The organism is Rhizobium subbaraonis (assembly GCF_900220975.1).
Taxonomy (GTDB): Bacteria; Pseudomonadota; Alphaproteobacteria; order Rhizobiales; family Rhizobiaceae; genus Mycoplana; species Mycoplana subbaraonis.
In genome coordinates this window covers 370883-390404 of record NZ_OBQD01000001.1, presented here as the reverse complement: position 1 = coordinate 390404, position 19522 = coordinate 370883, and the positions used below count along the sequence as shown (strand labels likewise).

Here is a 19522-nt window from a genome sequence, read left to right as displayed (position 1 = left end):
CAACTGAGCAATGCACAGTCATCGCCATTGCTCCGCCGCGATTGAAATCCTAGGTTGACATAAGTCGATCGCTCCAAGGAGTTTCTGTGCGGCGTCTTTGCTTCGTTTTCGGGATTGCCCTCCTCCTTTCGAGCATCGGTGGGATGGCGGGCGCCTGCACAATGATCGCGCGGTTGGATCTGGACGATGTCCAGTACGCCGATGTCGTGGTGGTTGGGAGTGTTTCGGGCTATCACATCGTGCTCGATCCCATTGCGCGCAAACGTTTCAAATCGCTGGTCGCCAAGCGAGCCGAAGGGCGTCCCTTCCGGTCCATTTCTTGTTGCCCTGCGAGACCCGAATTCTTTCATTCCTCCGCTGCGCGGACCCTCGGCAACGCTTGTGCCGCACCCCGAGCCTGCCACCCTGACCGTGTTGCAAGCGCCCTGCTCAAGGGCGTTTCTGTTCGATGCCGACAGCAAGGAAGCCCGACTGCTTCGACAGCAACTGGCGCGGCCGCGCCAGCAATAGCTGAAGTTCGGGAAGTCCAGCGCCGCGCTTCATCCGCCGCTTCCAGCGGCACTTCCGCTCGCTTACCGCGTTCCTATCTAATAAGGTGACGATAAATCCCTAACACCAGGGCCCGGGCGCTCAGAGCCGAGCCATCAAGGAATGCGAGCCCAACCATGACCGACGCGGCCACCCGAATCTCGGAGAGCAAAGCCAAGCCGATCGAATTCGACAACAGCTATGCGCGCCTGCCGCAGAATTTCTTCGCCCGCGTCGAGCCGACGCCGGTAGCCGCACCCCGGCTGATCGCGTTCAACCGGGCACTCGCTGAAGAGATGGGGCTCGACGCCGATGCGCTGGAGGCGGACGCCGCGGCGATCTTTTCCGGCAACCGCATCCTTGCCGGCTCCGAGCCGATTGCCCAGGCCTACGCCGGCCACCAGTTCGGCCAGTTCGTGCCGCAGCTCGGCGACGGGCGGGCGATCCTTCTCGGCGAAGTGATCCGCCCTGACGGCGCGCGGCGCGACATCCAGCTGAAGGGGTCCGGCCCGACGCCGTTCTCCCGGCGCGGCGACGGGCGCGCAGCCCTTGGTCCGGTGCTGCGCGAATACATCGTCAGCGAGGCCATGCATGCGCTCGGCATCCCGACGACACGCGCGCTTGCCGCCGTCACCACCGGCCAGCCCGTCTACCGCGAAACGATGCTGCCCGGCGCGATCGTGACGCGCATCGCTTCAAGCCACATCCGCGTGGGCACGTTCCAGTTCTTCGCGGCGCGCGGCGACACCGACAGCATCCGCATTCTCGCCGACCACGTGATCGACCGCCACTACCCCGAACTGAACGGACAGGACGAGCGGTACCTGAAGCTCCTCGAGGCGGTGGCGCGGCGGCAGGCACAGTTGATCGCCCGCTGGCTCGGCGTCGGCTTCATCCACGGCGTGATGAACACCGACAACATGGCGGTCTCCGGCGAGACGATCGATTTCGGCCCCTGCGCCTTCATGGACAGCTACGATCCGCGCACCGTCTTCTCCTCGATCGACAAGGCCGGGCGCTACGCCTATGGCAACCAGCCGATGATCGGCCAGTGGAACATCGCAAGGCTCGCCGAAACGCTGCTGCCGCTGCTGCACGAGACGCCAGGCGATGCCGTCGATCTCGCAAACGATGCCGTTTCCCGCTTCATGGAGCATTTCCAGGCGGCCTGGAGCGAGACGATCCGGGCCAAGCTCGGCCTCGGCGACGCGGTGGAGGACGGGGACACGGACCTAATCCGCGCCTTCCTCGCCCTGATGCTGGAGCAGAAGGCGGACCTTACCCTCTCCTTCCGCCGCCTTTCGGATGCGGCGGAAGATAGCGCCGCCGATACCGCCTTCGCCGATCTGCTGGCCGACCGGCAGGCCGCAGGCCCCTGGCTTTCCCGCTGGCGCGAAAGGCTCGACCGCGATCCCCGTCTTCCCGCAGAGCGGGTGGCTGCGATGCGCGCGGTCAACCCTGCCTTCATCCCGCGCAACCACCGGATCGAGGAAGCGATCGTGGCCGCGGTCGAGGAACAGGATTTTTCCCTGTTTGCGGCGCTGAACGACCTGCTTTCGCGCCCCTATGACGACCAGCCGGCCTTTTCGGCCTACGCCCGGCCGCCTATGCCGGGCGAAGAGGTGCTGCAGACCTTTTGCGGGACGTGAGTGGGCGGGCGCAGTTGCGCGCGACGGGGTCTGAACCGCGTGGCGCCAGGAGCAACCGCCGGGAACGCTCCTCTGGAACGACGGTCTCGTTGCTCCGCCGCGTCGCCGCAGGCGGACATCAACCCAGCGTCCCTGCAAATCGCTCTGCCCACTTCTCGCGTTGAAATGCGGCGCTGATGAAATCGATGGACACGCGCGTCTTTGCAGGTAGCAGGGTCCGGTTCGCGTAGTAGATCGAATTCGGACCGCCAGGTGATCACGGACCGAATGAAGGAAGCGCTCGCCCGCCTCCGTGAGCGTCAGGTTCCGCGTGCTGCGCTGGAACAGTCGGAGCTTCAGGTTGGATTCGAGCGTGGCGACGTTCCTGCTGACCGCCGCCGGCGTCAGTCCCCAGTCTGCGGGCTGCCGAGGAGAAACTTCCAAGCTCCGCGCTGCGGACGAAGGATTCCAGATTTGCCAGTGTCTCCACTCGTGAAGTTGCGATGAAAAGATGTTTGCCCGAAGCGATCCCCTTGCTCACGGCAACCCCTCCACCCCGCGGATCGAAGGCATCGTCTCTCCTTCTGCCCGTTGGTCCTCACCCGTTGATTGTGATTGTGGGCGCGCTAGTTGATGGTTGCAGAGAGGCCTGACACGACCCGATGACATCCCGCGCTGACCGGTCACGGCCTCCGGCACTGGCTTGACCTGTCTTCATGGAGAACGCGCATGCTCCTCATTCTCACCGCCATCGTCTTCGACCTGATCGGCGTCGTCCTTCTGGGCGGGGGCGCGTGGCTGGTCGCCCTCGGCGGAAGCCCCTACTACCTGGTCGCCGGCCTTGTCTTCCTCGTGACGGGCATCCTGCTCTTCCTGAAGAGACCGGCAGCGTTGTGGATATACTCCGTGTTCATCCTGGCCTCGCTCGCTTGGGCGGTCTGGGAGGTGGGCTTCGACTGGTGGCAGCTCGGGCCACGCGGCGGCATCATCGTCCTCCTGGGACTGTGGCTGATGCTGCCGGCGATCCGGCGCCAGCTCGGCTTCACGAGCCCGACCGGGCAGACTTATCCGGCGTCGCTGCTGCCGCTTGCCGTGACCGGGATCCTGGCCATCGGCGTGGCCCTGTTTGCGATGACGCGCAACGTACATGATATCCGCGGCGAGCTGCCGGCGACGGCGGTGATCACCCAGCCGGCGCTCGGCGGCGACGTGCCGGACGGCGAGTGGCACCAGTACGGCCGCACCGCCTACGGTCAGCGCTACTCCCCGCTTGACCAGATCACGACGGAAAACGTCAACACGCTCAAGGTCGCCTGGCAGTACCAGACCGGCGACGTGAAGCTGCCGGACGACGTCGTCGAAACGACCTACCAGGTGACGCCGCTGAAAGTCGGCGAGACGCTCTATCTGTGCACGCCGCACAACTGGGCGATCGCCCTGGACGCCGCGACCGGCCAGGAGAAGTGGAAGTACGACAGCAATTCCGGCATGAACCCGGACCGGCAGCACCAGACCTGCCGCGGCGTCACCTACTGGAAGGACCCCGCGGCGACAGCCGGTGCCCCATGCGCCGAGCGCATCTACCTGCCGACCTCGGACGCACGCCTGATCGCGCTGGATGCGGCAACCGGTGCGGTGTGCACCTCGTTTGCCGACAACGGCGTGCTGCATCTGGAGACCGGCATGGAGTACAACCCCGCCGGCTACTACTACTCGACGTCACCGCCGGTCGCCGTCGGCGGCAAGATCATCGTCGCCGGCGCGGTCAACGACAACTACTCGATCCACGAACAGTCGGGCGTGATCCGCGCCTTCGACATCGACACCGGGCAACTGATCTGGAACTGGGATTCGGGCAATCCCGACATCACGACGCCGCTTCCCGAAGGCCAGAAATACACGACCAACTCGCCCAATAGCTGGTCCGTCTCCTCCTACGACGAGGCGCTGGGCCTGATCTTCGTGCCGCTCGGCAACCAGGTGCCCGACCAGCTCGGCATGGGTCGCAGCGAGCACGTGGAAAAATACTCCTCCTCCATCGTGGCGCTCGACCTTGAGACCGGACAGGTGCGCTGGGTGCGCCAGACCGTGCACCACGACCTGTGGGACATGGACATACCCGCCCAGCCGGCCCTGCTCGATATTACCAAGGAGGACGGCACCGTCGTGCCGGCGCTCGTCGGGCCGACGAAGCAGGGCGACATCTACGTTCTGGACCGGCGGACCGGCGAGCCGCTGGTGCCGGTCACCGAAGTGCCGGCGCCGACAGGCGCGATCCCCGAAGACTTCACCTCGCCGACACAACCGCTTTCCGCCCTGACCTTCATGCCCGATCCGCTGCAGGAAAAGGACATGTGGGGGGTGACGATGTTCGACCAGCTCGCCTGCCGCATCGATTTCCACCGGCTGAAGTACGACGGTCGCTATACCCCGCCCTCTCTGGAAGGCAGCATCATCTATCCCGGCAATTTCGGCGTGTTCAACTGGGGCTCGGTCGCCGTCGATCCCGAACGCCAGATCATGTTCGGCATGCCGACCTATCTGGCCTTCACCTCGCGGCTCGTCCCGCGCGACCAGATTCCGCCGAAGGAACAGGGCGAGAAGGGATCCGAGCAGGGGCTCAACCGCAACGAGGGGGCGCCCTACGGTGTCTACATGGGGCCGTTCCTGGGACCATTGAAGATCCCCTGCCAGGCGCCGCCATGGGGCTACGTCGCCGGGGCCGACCTTCGCACCGGCAAGATCGTCTACAAGCACAAGAACGGCACCGTGCGCGACATGTCGCCCCTGCCCCTGCCCTTCAAGGTGGGCGTTCCCGGCATCGGCGGCCCGATCATCACCAAGGGCGGGGTCGCCTTCCTGGGTGCTGCCGTCGACGACTACCTGCGCGCCTACGACGTGACGACGGGCGAGCAGCTGTGGGAAGCGAGGCTTCCGGCCGGCGGCCAGTCGACGCCGATGACCTACACGGTCGGCGACAAGCAGTTCGTGCTCATCGTCGCCGGCGGCCATGGATCGATCGGCACCAAGCCCGGCGACTACGTGCTCGCCTATACGCTGCCGTGATGGCGGCAAGGCTCGCATAAGCTGCGCCGCCTAGGGTCTGCGGTACCTCAACCGCCCCTTGGCCGGGGTGCCCTGCGATTTCCGGATACCCGGATTCGCACCTTTCCGGAGATCGGCATGAAGATCGGCAGCGACAACCTCCTGGCGAATTACACACTGGCGCGGCAGACCTCTTCGAAGCGGGAGGACAATGCCGGTTCGAGCGGGGAAAGCGGCGTCACGCGCACCAGCGCCCCCTCGATTGCACCGACCATGCCCCAGACGTCGGCGTTTTCGAGCGCGCTTTGGACGATCGGCGCGGACAAGAGCGAGACGACCTCGAAGGACACGGGAGTTGTCGAGGAATTCCAGGAACTCGCCAAAATGACGCCGGCCGAACGCCTCCGCAAGCAGATGCTGGAGGAAATGGGGCTCACGGAAGATTCGCTGAAAACACTGCCTCCGGAGGAGCGCAAGGCGATCGAGGCCGAGATTCGCGACGCGATCGAACAACAGTTCGGCGTCGGGGCGGCAGGCGAGAATATCGCAGAGCTGAAGACGGCGGCCGAAGTCTAAACCATCAGGACGATCGTCGTTCCGGCGTTCCGGCATGGCTGTCAAATTTTCGCATTGACAATGGCGGCGAATAGGAGAATATCGCCGCCATGATCACGAACGCACCCATCGCGCACACGTATTTTTGGCTGTTCCGATAAGGAGCGGCTGTTCGATCATCATGTTCAACAAGCCGCCATCAGGCGGCTTTGTTGTTTTCAGGCACCTGGTGGCAAAAGTACCCGAAGGAGCCTCGCAATGAACACCGTCATCAAACTCGAAACGGCATCGGCCGAACGCCCGCCCGTCCTCAACATCCGCACGGCACGCCCCGGCGACCTGCGCCAGTTGCTGGACATGATCGCCCTGCATGCCGAATGCCACGGCGACGACGCAAAGGTGACGGCAAGCGACCTCGACCGCGACCTGTTCGGAACCACGCCCTGGGTCACCGCGGTCGTCGCAGAGGCGGGCGGCCAGCTCGTGGGATACGCCATCCTCGTGCCGCTCTACCGGGCGCTCGAGGGGCGACGCGGTATGGAACTGCACCAGATCTTCGTCCGCGAGGGTCATCGCGGCAGCGGCATCGGCCGGCACCTGGTTTCCCGGGCGCGCGAGCAGGCGCGTATCGCCGGCTGCAGCTACCTTTCCGTCAGCGCCGCGACCGGCAATTTCGGGGCGCACCGCTTCTACGAGGAAATGAACTTCAAGGCCGGTCCCGTCACCGGCATGCGCTACATGCAGGCGTTGGCCTAGAAAAAGCAGGCCCAGAGAATGCAGGCTTGAGGGAAAGCGCCGCCCCGGCTCCGTGCGGCGCTGTTCCCGCCACAAATTGAACATCTCCTTGCCAGAATGTCGCATGCGGAATAAGAGGACAGAAGCAGGTGCGTGCGCCTGCGGCTGCGGCGCGACGGGAGGGCGCGGCAGTCCGTCCTCAAACGCCAAGGGGCGCTCCCGATCCGCTCAGTATCTCCGGAACGGTGCGCATGCTCGACCGACCCATGATGCCAGGCACGCTCACGTTGTCCATCTCCGACCGAGTGGCGCCGGCTTCAGGCTGTTCAACCGGTTGACGTCCCAAAGGAGCTGGAAACCCCATGACAGATACCCCATACACGACGCCTGCGGCCGCCAAGATATGGCTGTTCGTTCTCGGTGCCGTTCTCATTCTTGCAGGCCTGTTCCTGGCCATCGGCGGCGGTAGGCTGGTCTCGCTCGGCGGCAGCTGGTATTTCCTGCTGGCCGGCGTCGGCATCGTCCTTTCCGGTGTGCTGGTGCTCTTGCGCAAGCCTTCCGGTGCGCTGCTGTTCGGCCTCGTCACCCTGCTCACGGCCGTCTGGGCCGTCTGGGATGCCGGGCTCGACTTCTGGGCGCTGATCTCGCGCCTGCTGGCGCTCGGCATCGGCGCGTCGGTAGTGGCGCTCTCCTATCCGCTGCTGCGCAAGGCGAGCGGCCGTTCGCCCGCCTACCTTCCCTCCTTCCTCGTGGCCGCGATCCTGGCGCTCGCTGCGGCCGCAGGCGTCGCCGGCATGTTCGTGCCGCATGCGACCGTCCGCTTCGCCGGCACCGCGCCCGCGCGGGCGCCGGTCGACCCGGCCAGCGAGCAGAAGAACTGGGAGGCCTACGGCAACACACCCGGCGGCAGCCGCTTTGCCGCACTCGACCAGATCAACGTCGACAACGTGAAGAACCTGAAGGTCGCCTGGACCTACCGCACCGGCGACACGCCGATCAGCCCCGGCAACAACGGCGCCGAAGACCAGCAGACACCGCTGCAGGTGGGCGAGAAGCTGTTCTTGTGCACGCCGCACAACAACGTCATCGCCGTCGACGTCGATACAGGCAAGGAGATCTGGAAGACCGAGATCAACGCGAAGTCGGCCGTCTGGATGCGTTGCCGCGGCCTTGCCTACTTCGATGCGACCAGCCAGATCCAGCAGCCGACGCTGCCCGGCTCGACGCCGGTCACGCCGGTCTCGGTCGCCGAGGGCGCGCTTTGCCAGCGCCGCATCCTGATGAACACGATCGAGGCTGAGCTCATCGCGCTCGACGCCGATACCGGCGCCTTCTGCCCCGATTTCGGCACCAACGGCCGCGTCGACCTGAAGATCGGTCTCGGCGATGCCGCCGATCCGAGCTATGTGCTGACCTCGGCTCCGACGCTTGCCGGCACCACCGTCGTCGTCGGCGGACGTATCGCCGACAACGTGCAGGTGGATATGCCGGGCGGCGTGATGCGCGGCTTCGACGTCATCACCGGCCAACTCCGCTGGGCCTTCGACCCGGGCAATCCGGACATCACCGGCCTGCCGCCGGAGGGCCAGACCTACACCCGTTCGACGCCGAACGTCTGGGCGGCCATGTCCTACGACCCGGCCTCCAACGTCGTCTTCATGCCGGTCGGCAGCCCCTCCGTCGACCTGTACGGCGCAACGCGCACGCCGCTCGACCACAAGTACGGCGCCTCGATGCTCGCGCTCGACGCAACCACGGGCCGCGAGAAATGGGTCTTCCAGACCGTGCACAACGATCTGTGGGACTTCGACGTGCCGATGCAGCCCTCCTTCGTGGACTTCCCGAAGGCTGACGGTTCCACCGTGCCGGCGCTGGTCTTCGGCACCAAGGCCGGCCAGCTCTACGTGCTCGACCGGGCGACCGGCAAGCCGCTGACGGAGGTGAAGGAAATCCCCGTCAAGCCGGCGAACATTCCGAACGAACCCTACGCCCCCACCCAGCCGGTTTCCGTCGGCATGCCGCAGATCGGCGTCGGTCCCTATACCGAGTCCGACATGTGGGGCGCCACGCCGTTCGACCAGCTCTTGTGCCGCATCGCCTTCAAGTCGATGCGTTACGATGGCCTCTACACGGCGCCGGGCACCGACGTGTCGCTGTCCTTCCCCGGCTCGCTGGGCGGGATGAACTGGGGCGGGCTTTCGACCGACCCGGTCAACAACATGATCTTCGTCAACGACATGCGCGTCGGCCTGTGGGTGAAGATGGTCGAGGCCGCACCGAGCGACCAGACCGCCAGCGGCGGCGAGAGCGTCAACACCGGCATGGGCCTCGTGCCGATGAAGGGCACGCCCTATGCGGTCGACAAGAACCGCTTCCTGTCGCAGCTCGGTATCCCCTGCCAGGCCCCGCCCTTCGGCACCCTGACGGCGGTAGACATGAAGACGCAGAAGATCGCCTGGCAGGTGCCGGTCGGCACGGTCATGGACACGGGCCCGTTCGGCATCAAGATGGGCCTGCCGATCCCGATCGGCATGCCGACGCTCGGCGGCACGCTCGCCACGCAGGGCGGCCTCGTCTTCATCGCCGGCACGCAGGACTACTATCTGCGCGCCTTCAACACGGCGACAGGCGAGGAAGTCTGGACGGAGCGGCTGCCCGTCGGCAGCCAGGGCGGACCGATGACCTACAAGTCGCCGAAGACCGGCAAGCAGTACGTGGTCATCTCGGCCGGCGGCGCGCGCCAGTCGCCCGACCGCGGCGACTATGTGATCGCCTACGCCCTGCCGGACTGATCGGTCAGCGGCAAAGTCAACAGACTGCCCGCATGGCCGGGCAGTCCTTCACGTTTTCTGGTCAATGCGCCGGAATGGCCTTGAGGTAGGCTGCGATCGCCTCGCGGTCCTCCGCCGGCAGCCGCGCCATGTTCTTCTGCACCGCCGCCATCGAGCCGCCGACCGAATCGTAATCCGGGGTGAAACCGGATTCGAGATAGTAGGCGATGTCGCTCTCGCTCCAGCCATCGAGACCACCCGGCGTGATATTGGGAATACGGCCCTTTCCGCCTTCGGGGTCAGGCCCGCCAGCCAGCCACAGATCCGTCTTCAGCCCGCCCAGCGCATCGCGCGGCGTGTGGCATTCGCCGCAATGGCCGGGGCCTTCGACGAGATACTGGCCGCGCGCCACCTTCGCATCGGCATTGGCGATCGCAACCCGCGGATCGTCGTTCAGATAGAGAAACTTCCAGCCGCCCAGAAGCGCACGCTGATTGAAGGGGAACGGCAGCTCATGTGCGGGTGCGACATTGGCGCTCGCCGGCAGCGTTTTCAGGTAGCCGAAGAGATCGTTGATGTCGGAAGGCGTCATGCGGGCATAGGAGGCGTAGGGAAAGGAAGGATAGAGGTGTTCGCCCCGCCTGCCGACGCCACGCAGCATCGCATCGCCGAACTCCTGCAGCGACCAGCCGCCGATGCCGGCTTCCGGGTGGGGCGAGATATTGGGGACATGGAACGTGCCGAACGGGCTTGGAAGCGGCGCGCCGCCAGCCAGCACGAGCCTGCCGTCGTCGCCTGCACCGGGTGCTGCATGGCAGCTGGAACAGCCGCCTTCGGAAAAGACGCGCTCGCCGTTTGCGATATTGGGCTCGCCCAGCCCCTGCCACAGGTCATCCGCCGTGCGCGCCGGCACGGTGACCCAGAAAAAGCCGGCAAGGCCCAACAGGCCTGCGGCGCCGACTGCAGCGGTGACTTTCAGAAGTCTCATCTTTACGTCCTCCGGTCACGCGGACCGGCAGATACCGCAGCAATCAATGCCGGGCATCGGCCGGCATGCATGGTCGCATGCGCACATGGAAATGCGACCTCCGGGATTTTTGTCCCCGGAAGGCGCGAGCTTTCAGCTGCCAATGGCTACTTCTTCACCCGGTATGTCTCGTGACAGGCGGAACAGTTCTTGCCGATCGTTCCGAGTGCAGCCCCCACGCCCGCCTGGTCTGCAGGCAGCGTAGCCAGTGCCGTATCGACATCCTTGCCGAACTGCGCATCCTTCGCGCGGAAATCATCCATGTTTTCCCAGATCTTCGGGCTCGCCTCGGTCTCGAAGCCGGTCTCCGAGCCTGCCGGAAACTGGTCGGCAAAGGTCTTGGAGACCTCGCTCATCGTCGTCAGCGAGGCCTTCACCACGTCGGCGTCATAGGGCTTTTCGCCCTTGGCAATCCCGGCGAGAGCACCCATGGCGCGCCCGACGTCCTTCATCATCTGCTGGCGCGCGGCCTGCGGCTCGTCAGCCGCAACGACGGCGCCGGCTCCGAGGACTGCAACGATGGCAGCGGCGGCGATTGTCTTTAACTTCATCATTGGCTCCAGGTGGGAACGCCCGACCTGGTCGGCGGGCGTGATTTGTCGATTGCGGCTGCAAGATTGCATGCCGACACGCGAAGAAAAGTAACGTTTTATTGATGTCCGGGATCCAGGTTGCATCGCATCTGCGATCCGCCCGTCCATGCGGAACGGTCACGCTCACCCGCCGGGTGCGGCGGAAGGTTCGGCAAGCGCGCGCTCCAGCGCCGCCTCGACATGCAACTGCACCACGTCGAAAGCCGGCACTGCATAGGCGTCGAGCTCGGCCAGAATCGGAAGCTCGGTGCAGGCCACGGCGATGGCTCCGGCGCCGCGGGAGGCCAGTTCGCCGGCAATCGCAAGCAGGGTCGTGCGCGCTTGCGGCGTAACGCGACCGAGCGTCAGTTCCTCGATGATGATGGTGTGGAGCGCGCTTCGCTGATCCGGCGGCGGCACCAGCACCTCAAGACCGAAGCGGTCACGCAGGCGGTCGGTGAAGAAGTCCATCTCCATCGTGTAGCGCGTGCCGAGCAGGCCCACCGTCGTGATCCCCTGCGCGCCCAGCGCCTCGCCGAGGGGATCGGCCAGATGCAGCAGCGGCACGCGCATTGCAGCCTCGACCGCATCAGCCACCGCGTGGCCGCTGACGGCCGTGATCATCACGAAATCCGCACCGGCGCCTTCCAGCCGGCGTGCCGCGTCGGCGAGCACCTCGCCGACCTCTTTCCACCGCCCTTCCGCGGCCATCCTGTTGATGCCGTCGAAATCGAGCGTGTAGAGCACGGAGCGGGCATTGTGATGCCCGCCGAGGCGGCTATGGGCAGACTGGTTGAGCAGCCGGTAGTAGAGCGCGCTGGATTCCCAGCTCAGGCCTCCGATCATGCCGATGAGCTTCATGAAGTTCCCCCTCGTTCAAGTCTCTCCACGATGCGAAGCCCCGCCAGACCGCTCGCCCGGTTCACCTCGCCAACGCCGCATTTGTAGCATGCCTTGCTTGATCCAGCGCCGGAAACGAGAAAGCCCCGGGCTTGCGACCGGGGCTTTCTGATTGTCTGCCGTGCGAGAGACTTACTTCGTCGCGCCTTCGTACATTTCCAGGACGTAGTCCCAGTTGATCAGGCTGTCGACGAAGGCCTCGAGGTACTTCGGACGGGCGTTGCGGTAGTCGATGTAGTAGGAGTGTTCCCATACGTCGACGCCGAGGATCGGGGACGCGCCGTGAACGAGCGGGTTTTCACCGTTCGGCGTCTTGGAGATGACGAGCTTGCCGTCCTTGACCGAGAGCCATGCCCAGCCCGAACCGAACTGCGTCGTGCCGGCTGCGACGAAGTCAGCCTTGAACTTGTCGTAGCCGCCGAGATCGCTGTCGATCGCCTTCTGCAGCGCGCCGGGAAGCGACTTGCCGCCGCCGCCCTTCTTCATCCACTTCCAGAAGTGGATGTGGTTGTAGTGCTGGCCGGCGTTGTTGAAGAGGCCCTGGTTGGTGCCGTAGGACTTCTTGACGATTTCTTCCAGCGTCAGGTTGGAAAGACCTGCTTCCTCGGCGAGCTTGTTGCCGTTGTCGACATAGGCCTTGTGGTGCTTGTCGTGGTGGTATTCCAGCGTCTCGCGCGACATGAACGGAGCAAGAGCGTCGTAGTCGTAGGGAAGCGGCGGAAGTTCGAAGGCCATGGCGTATCTCCTCTGAATTACGGATTTTTTTCACTGAAACCCGTGGAGCGGAACATAGGGGGATGACCTGTTCCAGACAACCGGGTTGTATGCCAAAATTTGCGCCTGCGCAGGATATTCGTACTATGCGCAACTTGCGCGCGCTGCCATGGAACCGCCCCATCGCCCAGCCATTTCTCCCCTCGTCCCTCCCGTTCGGGGATCCGCCCCGCCCTCATCTGAAAGGCATGTCCATGCGCATTCTCACCCGTTTTCTTCCCGTCGTGGCGCTCATCGGCGCAGCTCCAGCCTTCGCATCCTCCCCGGACGCCTGGTCGGAATTCCGGGACGACGTCAAGGCAAAGTGCGTCGCCGCACTGCCCGAGAAGCTGAAGAACGAGACCGTCTTCGTCGACGAGTTCGGCACCGATAAGTACGGCGTGGCGCTGATCAGCGGCCGCTCGGAACAGGAGAAGGCGCGCGTCACCTTTGCCTGCGTCTACGACAAGCAGTCCAGGAGCGCACAGGTCACGGGCGCGATCGGCCGGGAATACGTCCGCGTCCTGAACGACAAGCAGCGTGCGGCGGTGCTGGAGCGGCAGAAGGCGAATGGCGCTGCGGACGAGGCCGACGATCAGGAATAGCGGTAGGCTCCGTTCTTCCGCCCAAGACGCCAGCCGGAGCTCCGGCCCGTCATGCCGGAGCTGATCCGGCATCCAGTGCGCTCAGGTCCTTGATCGCAGAAAAATACCCGCACGCCGCGGACGCGGCGCGGCTTCATCCCGGCTCGGTGGCCGGGATGACGGTGCTGGCGGAGACGCTCGCACCACGCGGACGCGCCCCCTGTCCCTCAGGCCTGGTTCGCGTTCGAATGCGCCCAGTCGAAGTAGAGTTCGCGCGCCTTGGCCGTCACCGGCCCGGGCTGCAGGTTGCGATCGTCCAGCCGGTTCACGGGCACGACCTTGGAATAGTTGCCGGAGGTGAAGATCTCGTCGGCGCTCTGGAACTCCTCGAGCGTCATCGTCTTTTCCACCACCTCGAAGCCTTCCGCGCGCAGCAGCGCGATCACGCGGTGCCGCGTGATGCCGGCAAGGAAGGTGTGGTTGGCGGCCGGGGTGAAGACGACGCCGTCCTTGACCATGAAGACGTTGGAGGAGCCGGTCTCGGCGACGTTTCCGAGCATGTCGCGCACCAGCGCGTTTTCGAAGCCGCGCTTGTTCGCCTCGGCGAGAATGCGGGCGTTGTTCGGATAGAGGCAGCCGGCCTTGGCGTCCGTCGGCATGCATTCATTGGTTGGCCGGCGGAACGGCGAAACCGTCAACGAATTGCCGGTGTGGCCGTCTCCCATCGGCGCCTCGAACAGGCAGAGCACGAAGCGGGTCGATTCCGGATCGGGGGCGACGACGCTGAACGGGGCGCCGTGCTCGGCCCAGTACATCGGCTTGACGTAGATCGCCGTCTTGCCGTCGAACTTCTTCACACCCTCCCAGGCCAGGCCCTCGATCTCCTCGGCGCTCATCGTTGCCTTGAGGCCGAGATTGTCCGCGGAACGATTGATGCGTTGACAATGGAGGTCGAGGTCGGGCGCGATGCCGTCGAACCAGCGTGCGCCGTCGAAAACGGTGGAGGCGAGCCACATCGCATGCGAGGTGGGGCCGATCAGCGGCGGATTGCCGGAGATCCATTCGCCATCGACGTAGGTCCAGGTGGGCGTGCGCGGGGATGTATCGACTGCCATCTTCAAGTCTCCTTCTGACCCATGAGGCCGGACCTTTCGGCCCGGGTCAAGTCGGCCATGGCGTGAACCAAATCGCAAGCTGTGTCCACACACGATCTTGAATGAGTGCATCAGCCATTGTCATGGATGCGGCAATGGCACGTTCGGCCTTCGCATGGCATAGAGATGGCATACGAACGGAGGGTGGCCCGATGAAGGCAATGTACTACGAAGCATTCGGCGGAAGACCGGAAATCCGCACCCTGCCCGATCCGACGCCGACAAGCGCGGGCGTGGTCGTCAAGGTCGAGGCGACCGGGCTTTGCCGCAGCGACTGGCACGGATGGCAGGGCCATGACCCCGACATCTCCCTGCCGCACGTGCCGGGCCACGAGCTTGCCGGCACCGTGCTCGCCACCGGCAAGGGGGTCACGCGCTTCAAGGTCGGCGAGCGGGTGACGGTGCCCTTCGTCTCGGGCTGCGGCCATTGCCACGAGTGCCGCTCCGGCAACCAGCAGATCTGCGAGGAGCAGTTCCAACCGGGCTTCACCCATTGGGGTTCGTTCGCCGAGTACGTGGCGCTCGACTATGCCGACCAGAACCTCGTGCACCTGCCTGACAATGTCGGCTTTGCGACCGCGGCAAGCCTCGGCTGCCGCTTTGCCACCTCGTTTCGCGCCGTCTGCGACCAGGCGAAGGTCAAGGGCGGAGAATGGGTGGCGGTGCACGGCTGCGGCGGCGTCGGCCTGTCGGCGGTCATGATCGCGGCGGCGCTTGGCGCCCACCCGATCGCAATCGACATCTCGGACGACAAGCTCGCCTTCGCCCGCAAGATGGGCGCCGTCGCCGCGATCAACGCACGCGACGTGGGCGACGTGGCCGAGGCGGTGCGGGAGATCACCGGAGGCGGCGCGCACGCCTCGATCGATGCGCTGGGCTCGCGCGTGACGTGCTTCAACTCGATCAAGAACCTGCGCCGGCGCGGACGGCATGTGCAGGTCGGCCTTATGCTGGGAGACGAGGCGACGCCGGAAATCCCGATGGCACAGGTGATCGGGCATGAGCTGGAGATCTATGGCAGCCACGGCATGCAGGCCTGGCGCTACGACGCCATGCTTTCGATGATGGCTGAGGGCCGGCTGCAGCCGGAGAAGCTCATCGGCCGCGAGATCAGCCTCGACGAAGGTGTCGACGCCCTGATGGCCATGGACACGGCAACCGACCTCGGGATCAGCGTGATCACGCGGTTCTGAGCGCGCAAGAAGGGCGGGCTCCCTTATTGTGCGATGCACCCAATATTGACATGATCTCGCGCTAATGATTTGGAACGACAGCGCTTTCCAGGAGTTGAGCCGCCGCCGTGCCCTACGCCGCCTATGTCTTCGATGCCTATGGCACGCTGTTTGATGTGCATGCCGCCGTGCGCCACCATGCGGGCGACGTCGGGCCGGAGTACCAGCGCTTTTCCGAGCTGTGGCGGGCCAAGCAACTGGAATATTCCTGGACGCGGGCGCTGATGGGCGCCTATCGCGACTTCTGGCAGCTGACCGAGGAAGCGCTGGACTACACGTTTCAGAGAATTCCCGAAGTCGACCGGTCGCTGCGCGCGAAACTCCTCGACGCATACTGGAAACTGGACTGCTATCCGGAAGTGCCCGCGGTCCTGAGAAGCCTCAAGGCCCGCGGGGCGCGGGTCGCCATCCTTTCCAACGGCGCCCCGGCGATGCTGAAGTCGGCGGTCGACAATGCCGCGCTCGACACCGTCATCGACGACATCTTCTCCGTCGACGCGTTGCGCACCTACAAGACCGCCCCAGCCGTCTACGACGTGGTGACGACGAGCTACCGGCTCTATCCTGGTTCCGTGTCGTTCCAGTCGTCGAACCGCTGGGATGTGGCGGGAGCGACGAAATTCGGCTTCCGCACGGTGTGGATCAACCGGACCGGCATGCCCGACGAGTATGCCGATCTCGGCCCGTCGCTGATCTTGCCGACACTGGAAGCTCTGGAGTAGCGGACAAAGGGAGAGAAGCAGATGGCGTGGTCGGCGGCACAGTATGTCAAGTTCGAGGGCGAGCGCACGCGCGCCGCGCGAGACCTGCTGGCGCAGGTGCCGGACCTTCCCGCAGGTTCTGCCTACGACCTCGGCTGCGGCCCCGGCAACTCGACCGAGCTTTTGGCGGAGCGCTTTGCCAATCGCCAGACGATCGGAATCGACAGCGACGAGAACATGCTGGCGGCGGCTCGAAAGCGGCTGCCGGGCATCACCTTCGACCACGGTGACCTTTCGGTCTGGACGCCGCCTGTGCCGGCAGCGCTTCTCTTCGCCAATGCGGTCTTCCAATGGGTGCCCGGGCATATCTCCGTTTTCGAGCGGCTGATGGATCATCTCGTCCCCGGCGGGGTGTTGGCCGTGCAAATGCCAGACAATCGCGGTGAGCCGAACCACACGGAAATGGACGCGGTGACGGATGATCCGCGTTGGGCAGGCTATTTTGCCGCCTCGCATCCAAGGCGCCCGCCACTACCGCCGACGATCGCCTATTTCGACGCGCTGTCGAAGAGGGCGGCGCGGGTCGATATCTGGCACACGATCTACAACCATCCGATGGAGGATGCTGCGGCGATCGTCGAATGGGTAAAGGGCACGGGCATCAGGCCCTATCTCGAAAAGCTGCCGGACGAAGAACAGCCGGGGTTCCTGGAAAGCTACCGCCAGCGGATCGAAAAGGCCTATCCGCAGACCGCCGACGGGCGCGTGCTGCTGCGCTTCCCGCGGCTTTTCCTGGTGGCGGTCAAGGCGTGAGCCTCGGCGGCACTGCCCTTCGGGACGTTGTCAGTCGAACGGGCAAGGCCAGTTGGGCGGTGCGGTAAGGCCGGCCGGCAGCCTTGTGTTGGCATCGCCGCAGGCGAGATTGACCTGCTCCTGCGACAGCCCCTTGGCGTTTGTGAGATCCAGCCCCTCGATGCGGGTCAGGAACATGAAGGCCTGCGAAAAGTCCAACGGCTGGTCGAACGTCGCCTTGTTGAAATCCGCCCGCGAGAGGTTGGCAAGTGGGAAGCTGGCGCCGGAGATGTCCGCGCCGCGGAAATCCGCCCGGCCGAGTTCCGCCTTCTCGAAATCGACGCCGGCAAGGCTGGCGTTCTTGAAGTTCGCCCGCTGCAATTCGGCGCTGGCAAAGGTCGCCCCGTTCGCCGTGACACCCTCGAATCCGACGCGGTAGGCCTCGACCCGATTGAAATTGGCCTTCGTCAGGGTGGCGCCGGTGAACCAGGCGCGCGAGAGATTGGCCTTTTCCAGATTGGCGGATGTGAGGTTGGTCAGGCTCATGTCGGTCAGGGCGAGATCGGCCTCGCCGAGGTTGGCGCCCCTGAAATTACTGCCCTGGAGCATGATCGCCCGCTTCTTGCAGCCGCTCCAGTCGATCCCCGGCTCTGGCGTGCTGCCGCAGTCGGCCGCAGCCGCGGTGCGCCCCGCCAAAATGAAGGCGACACAGGGAATAGAGAGGGCAAGGAAGCCGAGCACGATGGCGGATCCGAGGCCGGCCTTGCGCGACGGCGAAGGGGCTTTGGAAGAACGCCGGAACTCCACATGTGCCTGATGCCCGCCACGAATGCTCATCTGCCACCTCGGTACGCTGCAATTGCCGGCAGGCCGCCTTCGGAAAACGTTCCGCCGTCCCGCATTTCTGACACAGGCACGCAAGAATTGGCAATCAGGAACTGCGCCAGCCAGCCTCCCGACTTCTTCTCCGTCAGGGCCGAACGTCAGGCAAGGGCATTCTTGTGGAACACCCCGTCCTTCATGATGATCTTCAGGTTCCGCTCCGCATCGGCAAGCACGTTCAGGTCCACCGTCGGATCGCCGTCGACAAGCAGGAGATCGGCGAAGGCGCCTTGCGCGATCCGCCCCACCGGCGCCGGATAGGGCGTGCGCGGCCCGGACATCGCCAGGAGCTCGGCATTGGTGCCGGTCGCCATCTTCAGCGCCTCGGCCGCCGAGAAGCCGTAGTTCGTCATTTTCGCCAGCTGTGCGGTCTGCGTCGCCGCACCCTTGGCATCGAACAAAAGGTCGGTGCCCCATGCGGTCTTCAGCTTGTGTTCCCTAGCAAGCTGGTAGGCGTTCTTCGTGCCGGCAAACATCTCAAGCTGCTTGACCCGGTTCGGCGTTCCCTCCGCAAACTGGAAGCCGTGCGTCTCGTCGAAGGGCTGGGTGCTGAGCCAGATGCCCTCGCCTGCCATGATCCTGGCCGTCTCCTCGTCCATCATCTGGCCGTGGTCGATGCAGCGCACGCCACCCTTGATCGCGATCTGGATCGCGCGCGGCATATAGGCGTGGACGGTGACGTAGGTCCCCCAGTTCTCTGCGGCATCGACCGCAGCGCGGAACTCGGCGACGGTATACTGGCTGCTGTCGAGCGGATCGTAGTTGGAGGACACCCCGCCGCCGGCGGCGAGCTTGAGCTGCGAGGCGCCCAGCATCAGCTGTTCCCGGCAGCGCTTGAGCACTTCATCGACGCCGTCGGCGATGGCGCTGCCGCCGATAGCCTCTGCGCGGGAAAACGGCGCGCCCGGTGGCGAGGGGATTTCGTAGGGCATGCGGAAATCGCCGTGGCCGGAGGTCTGCGAGATCATCGCCCCCGACGGCCAGATGCGGGGGCCGGCGCAGATGCCGCTATCGATCGCCCGCTTCAGGCCGAACGTCGGGCCGCTGAGGTCGCGCACGCTGGTAAAGCCGCGCATCAGCATGCGCTCCGCCTCCTGCGCGGCCAGAAGATTGAGATAGCCGACATCGGCGGTCAGCAGCACCTGCATCGAGATCGCCGCCATCATCACATGCACATGGGCATCGATCAGGCCCGGCATCAGCGTGCGCCCGCCACAGTCCACGACCTCAACCTCCGGCGGCAGCGGAGCGGTGTCGGACTCGACGACCTTGATCGTCTTGCCGTCCACCAGCACGCGCATCCCGGTGCGCACCGTTTCCGACGTGCCGTCGAACAGGCGGATATTGGTGAAGGCGACCGGTTTTTTTGGCGCGGCCGGCACCGCGGCGAGCGAACGGCCGGGCCCCAGCGCCAGCAGGCCGGCCGAGGCGGCCGCTCCGGCGAGAAAGGTGCGCCTGGAAAATTTCGACGCCAGCACGCCGTTCAGCCGGGCGAAGGCCGGGCTGTGGCAGATGCAGGCGAAGGTCTGGTGAGATTGGCCCGGGTCAACGGCGGAATCGCATGCGAACATGAACTGCTCCTCTGTGACACTGATATCTGACGCTGAATTATTCCTGCCTGAAACGCTTCCGAGGTGGAGCATTCCATGCCGCGGCGACGTTT

Annotated in this window: 16 protein-coding genes and 1 pseudogene; 9 read left to right on the top strand and 8 right to left on the bottom strand. The window is 65.1% G+C overall.

What is annotated here, in order from left to right; all coding sequences use genetic code 11:
- Nucleotides 1-665 precede the first annotated feature (665 nt).
- Nucleotides 666-2177, top strand: a complete 1512-nt coding sequence (locus CRO48_RS01790) for a protein adenylyltransferase SelO (protein ID WP_097135830.1) — start codon at nucleotides 666-668, stop codon at nucleotides 2175-2177.
- A gap of 249 nt (nucleotides 2178-2426) precedes the next feature.
- Here CRO48_RS01790 and CRO48_RS01785 read toward each other — a convergent pair.
- A pseudogene (locus CRO48_RS01785) lies at nucleotides 2427-2646 on the bottom strand (LysR family transcriptional regulator); the annotation flags it as partial.
- Between the two features lie 239 nt (nucleotides 2647-2885).
- On the opposite strand from CRO48_RS01785, the gene CRO48_RS01780 reads away from it, so the two are divergent.
- From CRO48_RS01780 to CRO48_RS01765, 4 genes are all read left to right on the top strand, one after another.
- On the top strand, nucleotides 2886-5222 hold the full coding sequence (locus CRO48_RS01780) for a glucose/quinate/shikimate family membrane-bound PQQ-dependent dehydrogenase (protein WP_097135829.1): 2337 nt from the start codon (nucleotides 2886-2888) through the stop codon (nucleotides 5220-5222).
- A 117-nt stretch (nucleotides 5223-5339) separates the two neighbouring features.
- Entirely contained in the window at nucleotides 5340-5777 is a 438-nt protein-coding gene (locus tag CRO48_RS01775) for a hypothetical protein (RefSeq protein WP_097135828.1), read from the top strand.
- A gap of 237 nt (nucleotides 5778-6014) precedes the next feature.
- The gene (locus tag CRO48_RS01770) at nucleotides 6015-6512 is read left to right on the top strand and encodes a GNAT family N-acetyltransferase (protein ID WP_097135827.1); all 498 of its coding nucleotides are present in this window, start codon (nucleotides 6015-6017) and stop codon (nucleotides 6510-6512) included.
- A 341-nt stretch (nucleotides 6513-6853) separates the two neighbouring features.
- Nucleotides 6854-9283, top strand: a complete 2430-nt coding sequence (locus tag CRO48_RS01765; protein ID WP_097135825.1) for a glucose/quinate/shikimate family membrane-bound PQQ-dependent dehydrogenase — start codon at nucleotides 6854-6856, stop codon at nucleotides 9281-9283.
- 61 nt (nucleotides 9284-9344) lie between these two features.
- Here CRO48_RS01765 and CRO48_RS01760 read toward each other — a convergent pair whose 3' ends face one another.
- The 4 genes from CRO48_RS01760 to CRO48_RS01745 form a co-directional block, all read right to left on the bottom strand.
- The gene (locus tag CRO48_RS01760; protein WP_097135823.1) at nucleotides 9345-10250 is read right to left on the bottom strand and encodes a cytochrome c; all 906 of its coding nucleotides are present in this window, start codon (nucleotides 10248-10250) and stop codon (nucleotides 9345-9347) included.
- Between the two features lie 146 nt (nucleotides 10251-10396).
- Nucleotides 10397-10840 (bottom strand): c-type cytochrome, encoded by a 444-nt coding sequence (locus CRO48_RS01755; protein ID WP_097136066.1) that lies wholly within the window; start codon nucleotides 10838-10840, stop codon nucleotides 10397-10399.
- 165 nt (nucleotides 10841-11005) lie between these two features.
- Complete coding sequence (locus CRO48_RS01750) at nucleotides 11006-11722, bottom strand: aspartate/glutamate racemase family protein (RefSeq protein WP_097135821.1); 717 nt, start codon at nucleotides 11720-11722, stop codon at nucleotides 11006-11008.
- A 171-nt stretch (nucleotides 11723-11893) separates the two neighbouring features.
- Nucleotides 11894-12496: a superoxide dismutase gene (locus CRO48_RS01745; RefSeq protein WP_097135820.1), complete on the bottom strand. Its 603-nt coding sequence runs from the start codon at nucleotides 12494-12496 to the stop codon at nucleotides 11894-11896.
- 233 nt (nucleotides 12497-12729) lie between these two features.
- On the opposite strand from CRO48_RS01745, the gene CRO48_RS01740 reads away from it, so the two are divergent.
- Nucleotides 12730-13119 (top strand): hypothetical protein, encoded by a 390-nt coding sequence (locus CRO48_RS01740; protein ID WP_141401998.1) that lies wholly within the window; start codon nucleotides 12730-12732, stop codon nucleotides 13117-13119.
- A 206-nt stretch (nucleotides 13120-13325) separates the two neighbouring features.
- On the opposite strand, the gene CRO48_RS01735 is transcribed toward CRO48_RS01740, so the two are convergent.
- Nucleotides 13326-14213 (bottom strand): branched-chain amino acid aminotransferase, encoded by an 888-nt coding sequence (locus tag CRO48_RS01735; RefSeq protein ID WP_097135816.1) that lies wholly within the window; start codon nucleotides 14211-14213, stop codon nucleotides 13326-13328.
- A gap of 191 nt (nucleotides 14214-14404) precedes the next feature.
- Between CRO48_RS01735 and CRO48_RS01730 the strand changes: the two genes are divergently transcribed.
- The 3 genes from CRO48_RS01730 (at nucleotide 14405) to tam (ending at nucleotide 16998) form a co-directional block, all read left to right on the top strand.
- Nucleotides 14405-15445 (top strand): zinc-dependent alcohol dehydrogenase family protein, encoded by a 1041-nt coding sequence (locus CRO48_RS01730; RefSeq protein ID WP_097135814.1) that lies wholly within the window; start codon nucleotides 14405-14407, stop codon nucleotides 15443-15445.
- A 107-nt stretch (nucleotides 15446-15552) separates the two neighbouring features.
- Nucleotides 15553-16206, top strand: coding sequence for a haloacid dehalogenase type II (locus tag CRO48_RS01725; protein ID WP_097135812.1), 654 nt, complete (start codon nucleotides 15553-15555; stop codon nucleotides 16204-16206).
- Between the two features lie 21 nt (nucleotides 16207-16227).
- Complete coding sequence (tam, locus tag CRO48_RS01720) at nucleotides 16228-16998, top strand: trans-aconitate 2-methyltransferase (RefSeq protein ID WP_097135810.1); 771 nt, start codon at nucleotides 16228-16230, stop codon at nucleotides 16996-16998.
- Between the two features lie 30 nt (nucleotides 16999-17028).
- Here tam and CRO48_RS01715 read toward each other — a convergent pair whose 3' ends face one another.
- Nucleotides 17029-17814, bottom strand: a complete 786-nt coding sequence (locus tag CRO48_RS01715; protein WP_097135808.1) for a pentapeptide repeat-containing protein — start codon at nucleotides 17812-17814, stop codon at nucleotides 17029-17031.
- A 146-nt stretch (nucleotides 17815-17960) separates the two neighbouring features.
- On the bottom strand, nucleotides 17961-19430 hold the full coding sequence (locus tag CRO48_RS01710) for a metal-dependent hydrolase family protein (protein ID WP_097135806.1): 1470 nt from the start codon (nucleotides 19428-19430) through the stop codon (nucleotides 17961-17963).
- Between the last annotated feature and the right edge of the window lie 92 nt (nucleotides 19431-19522).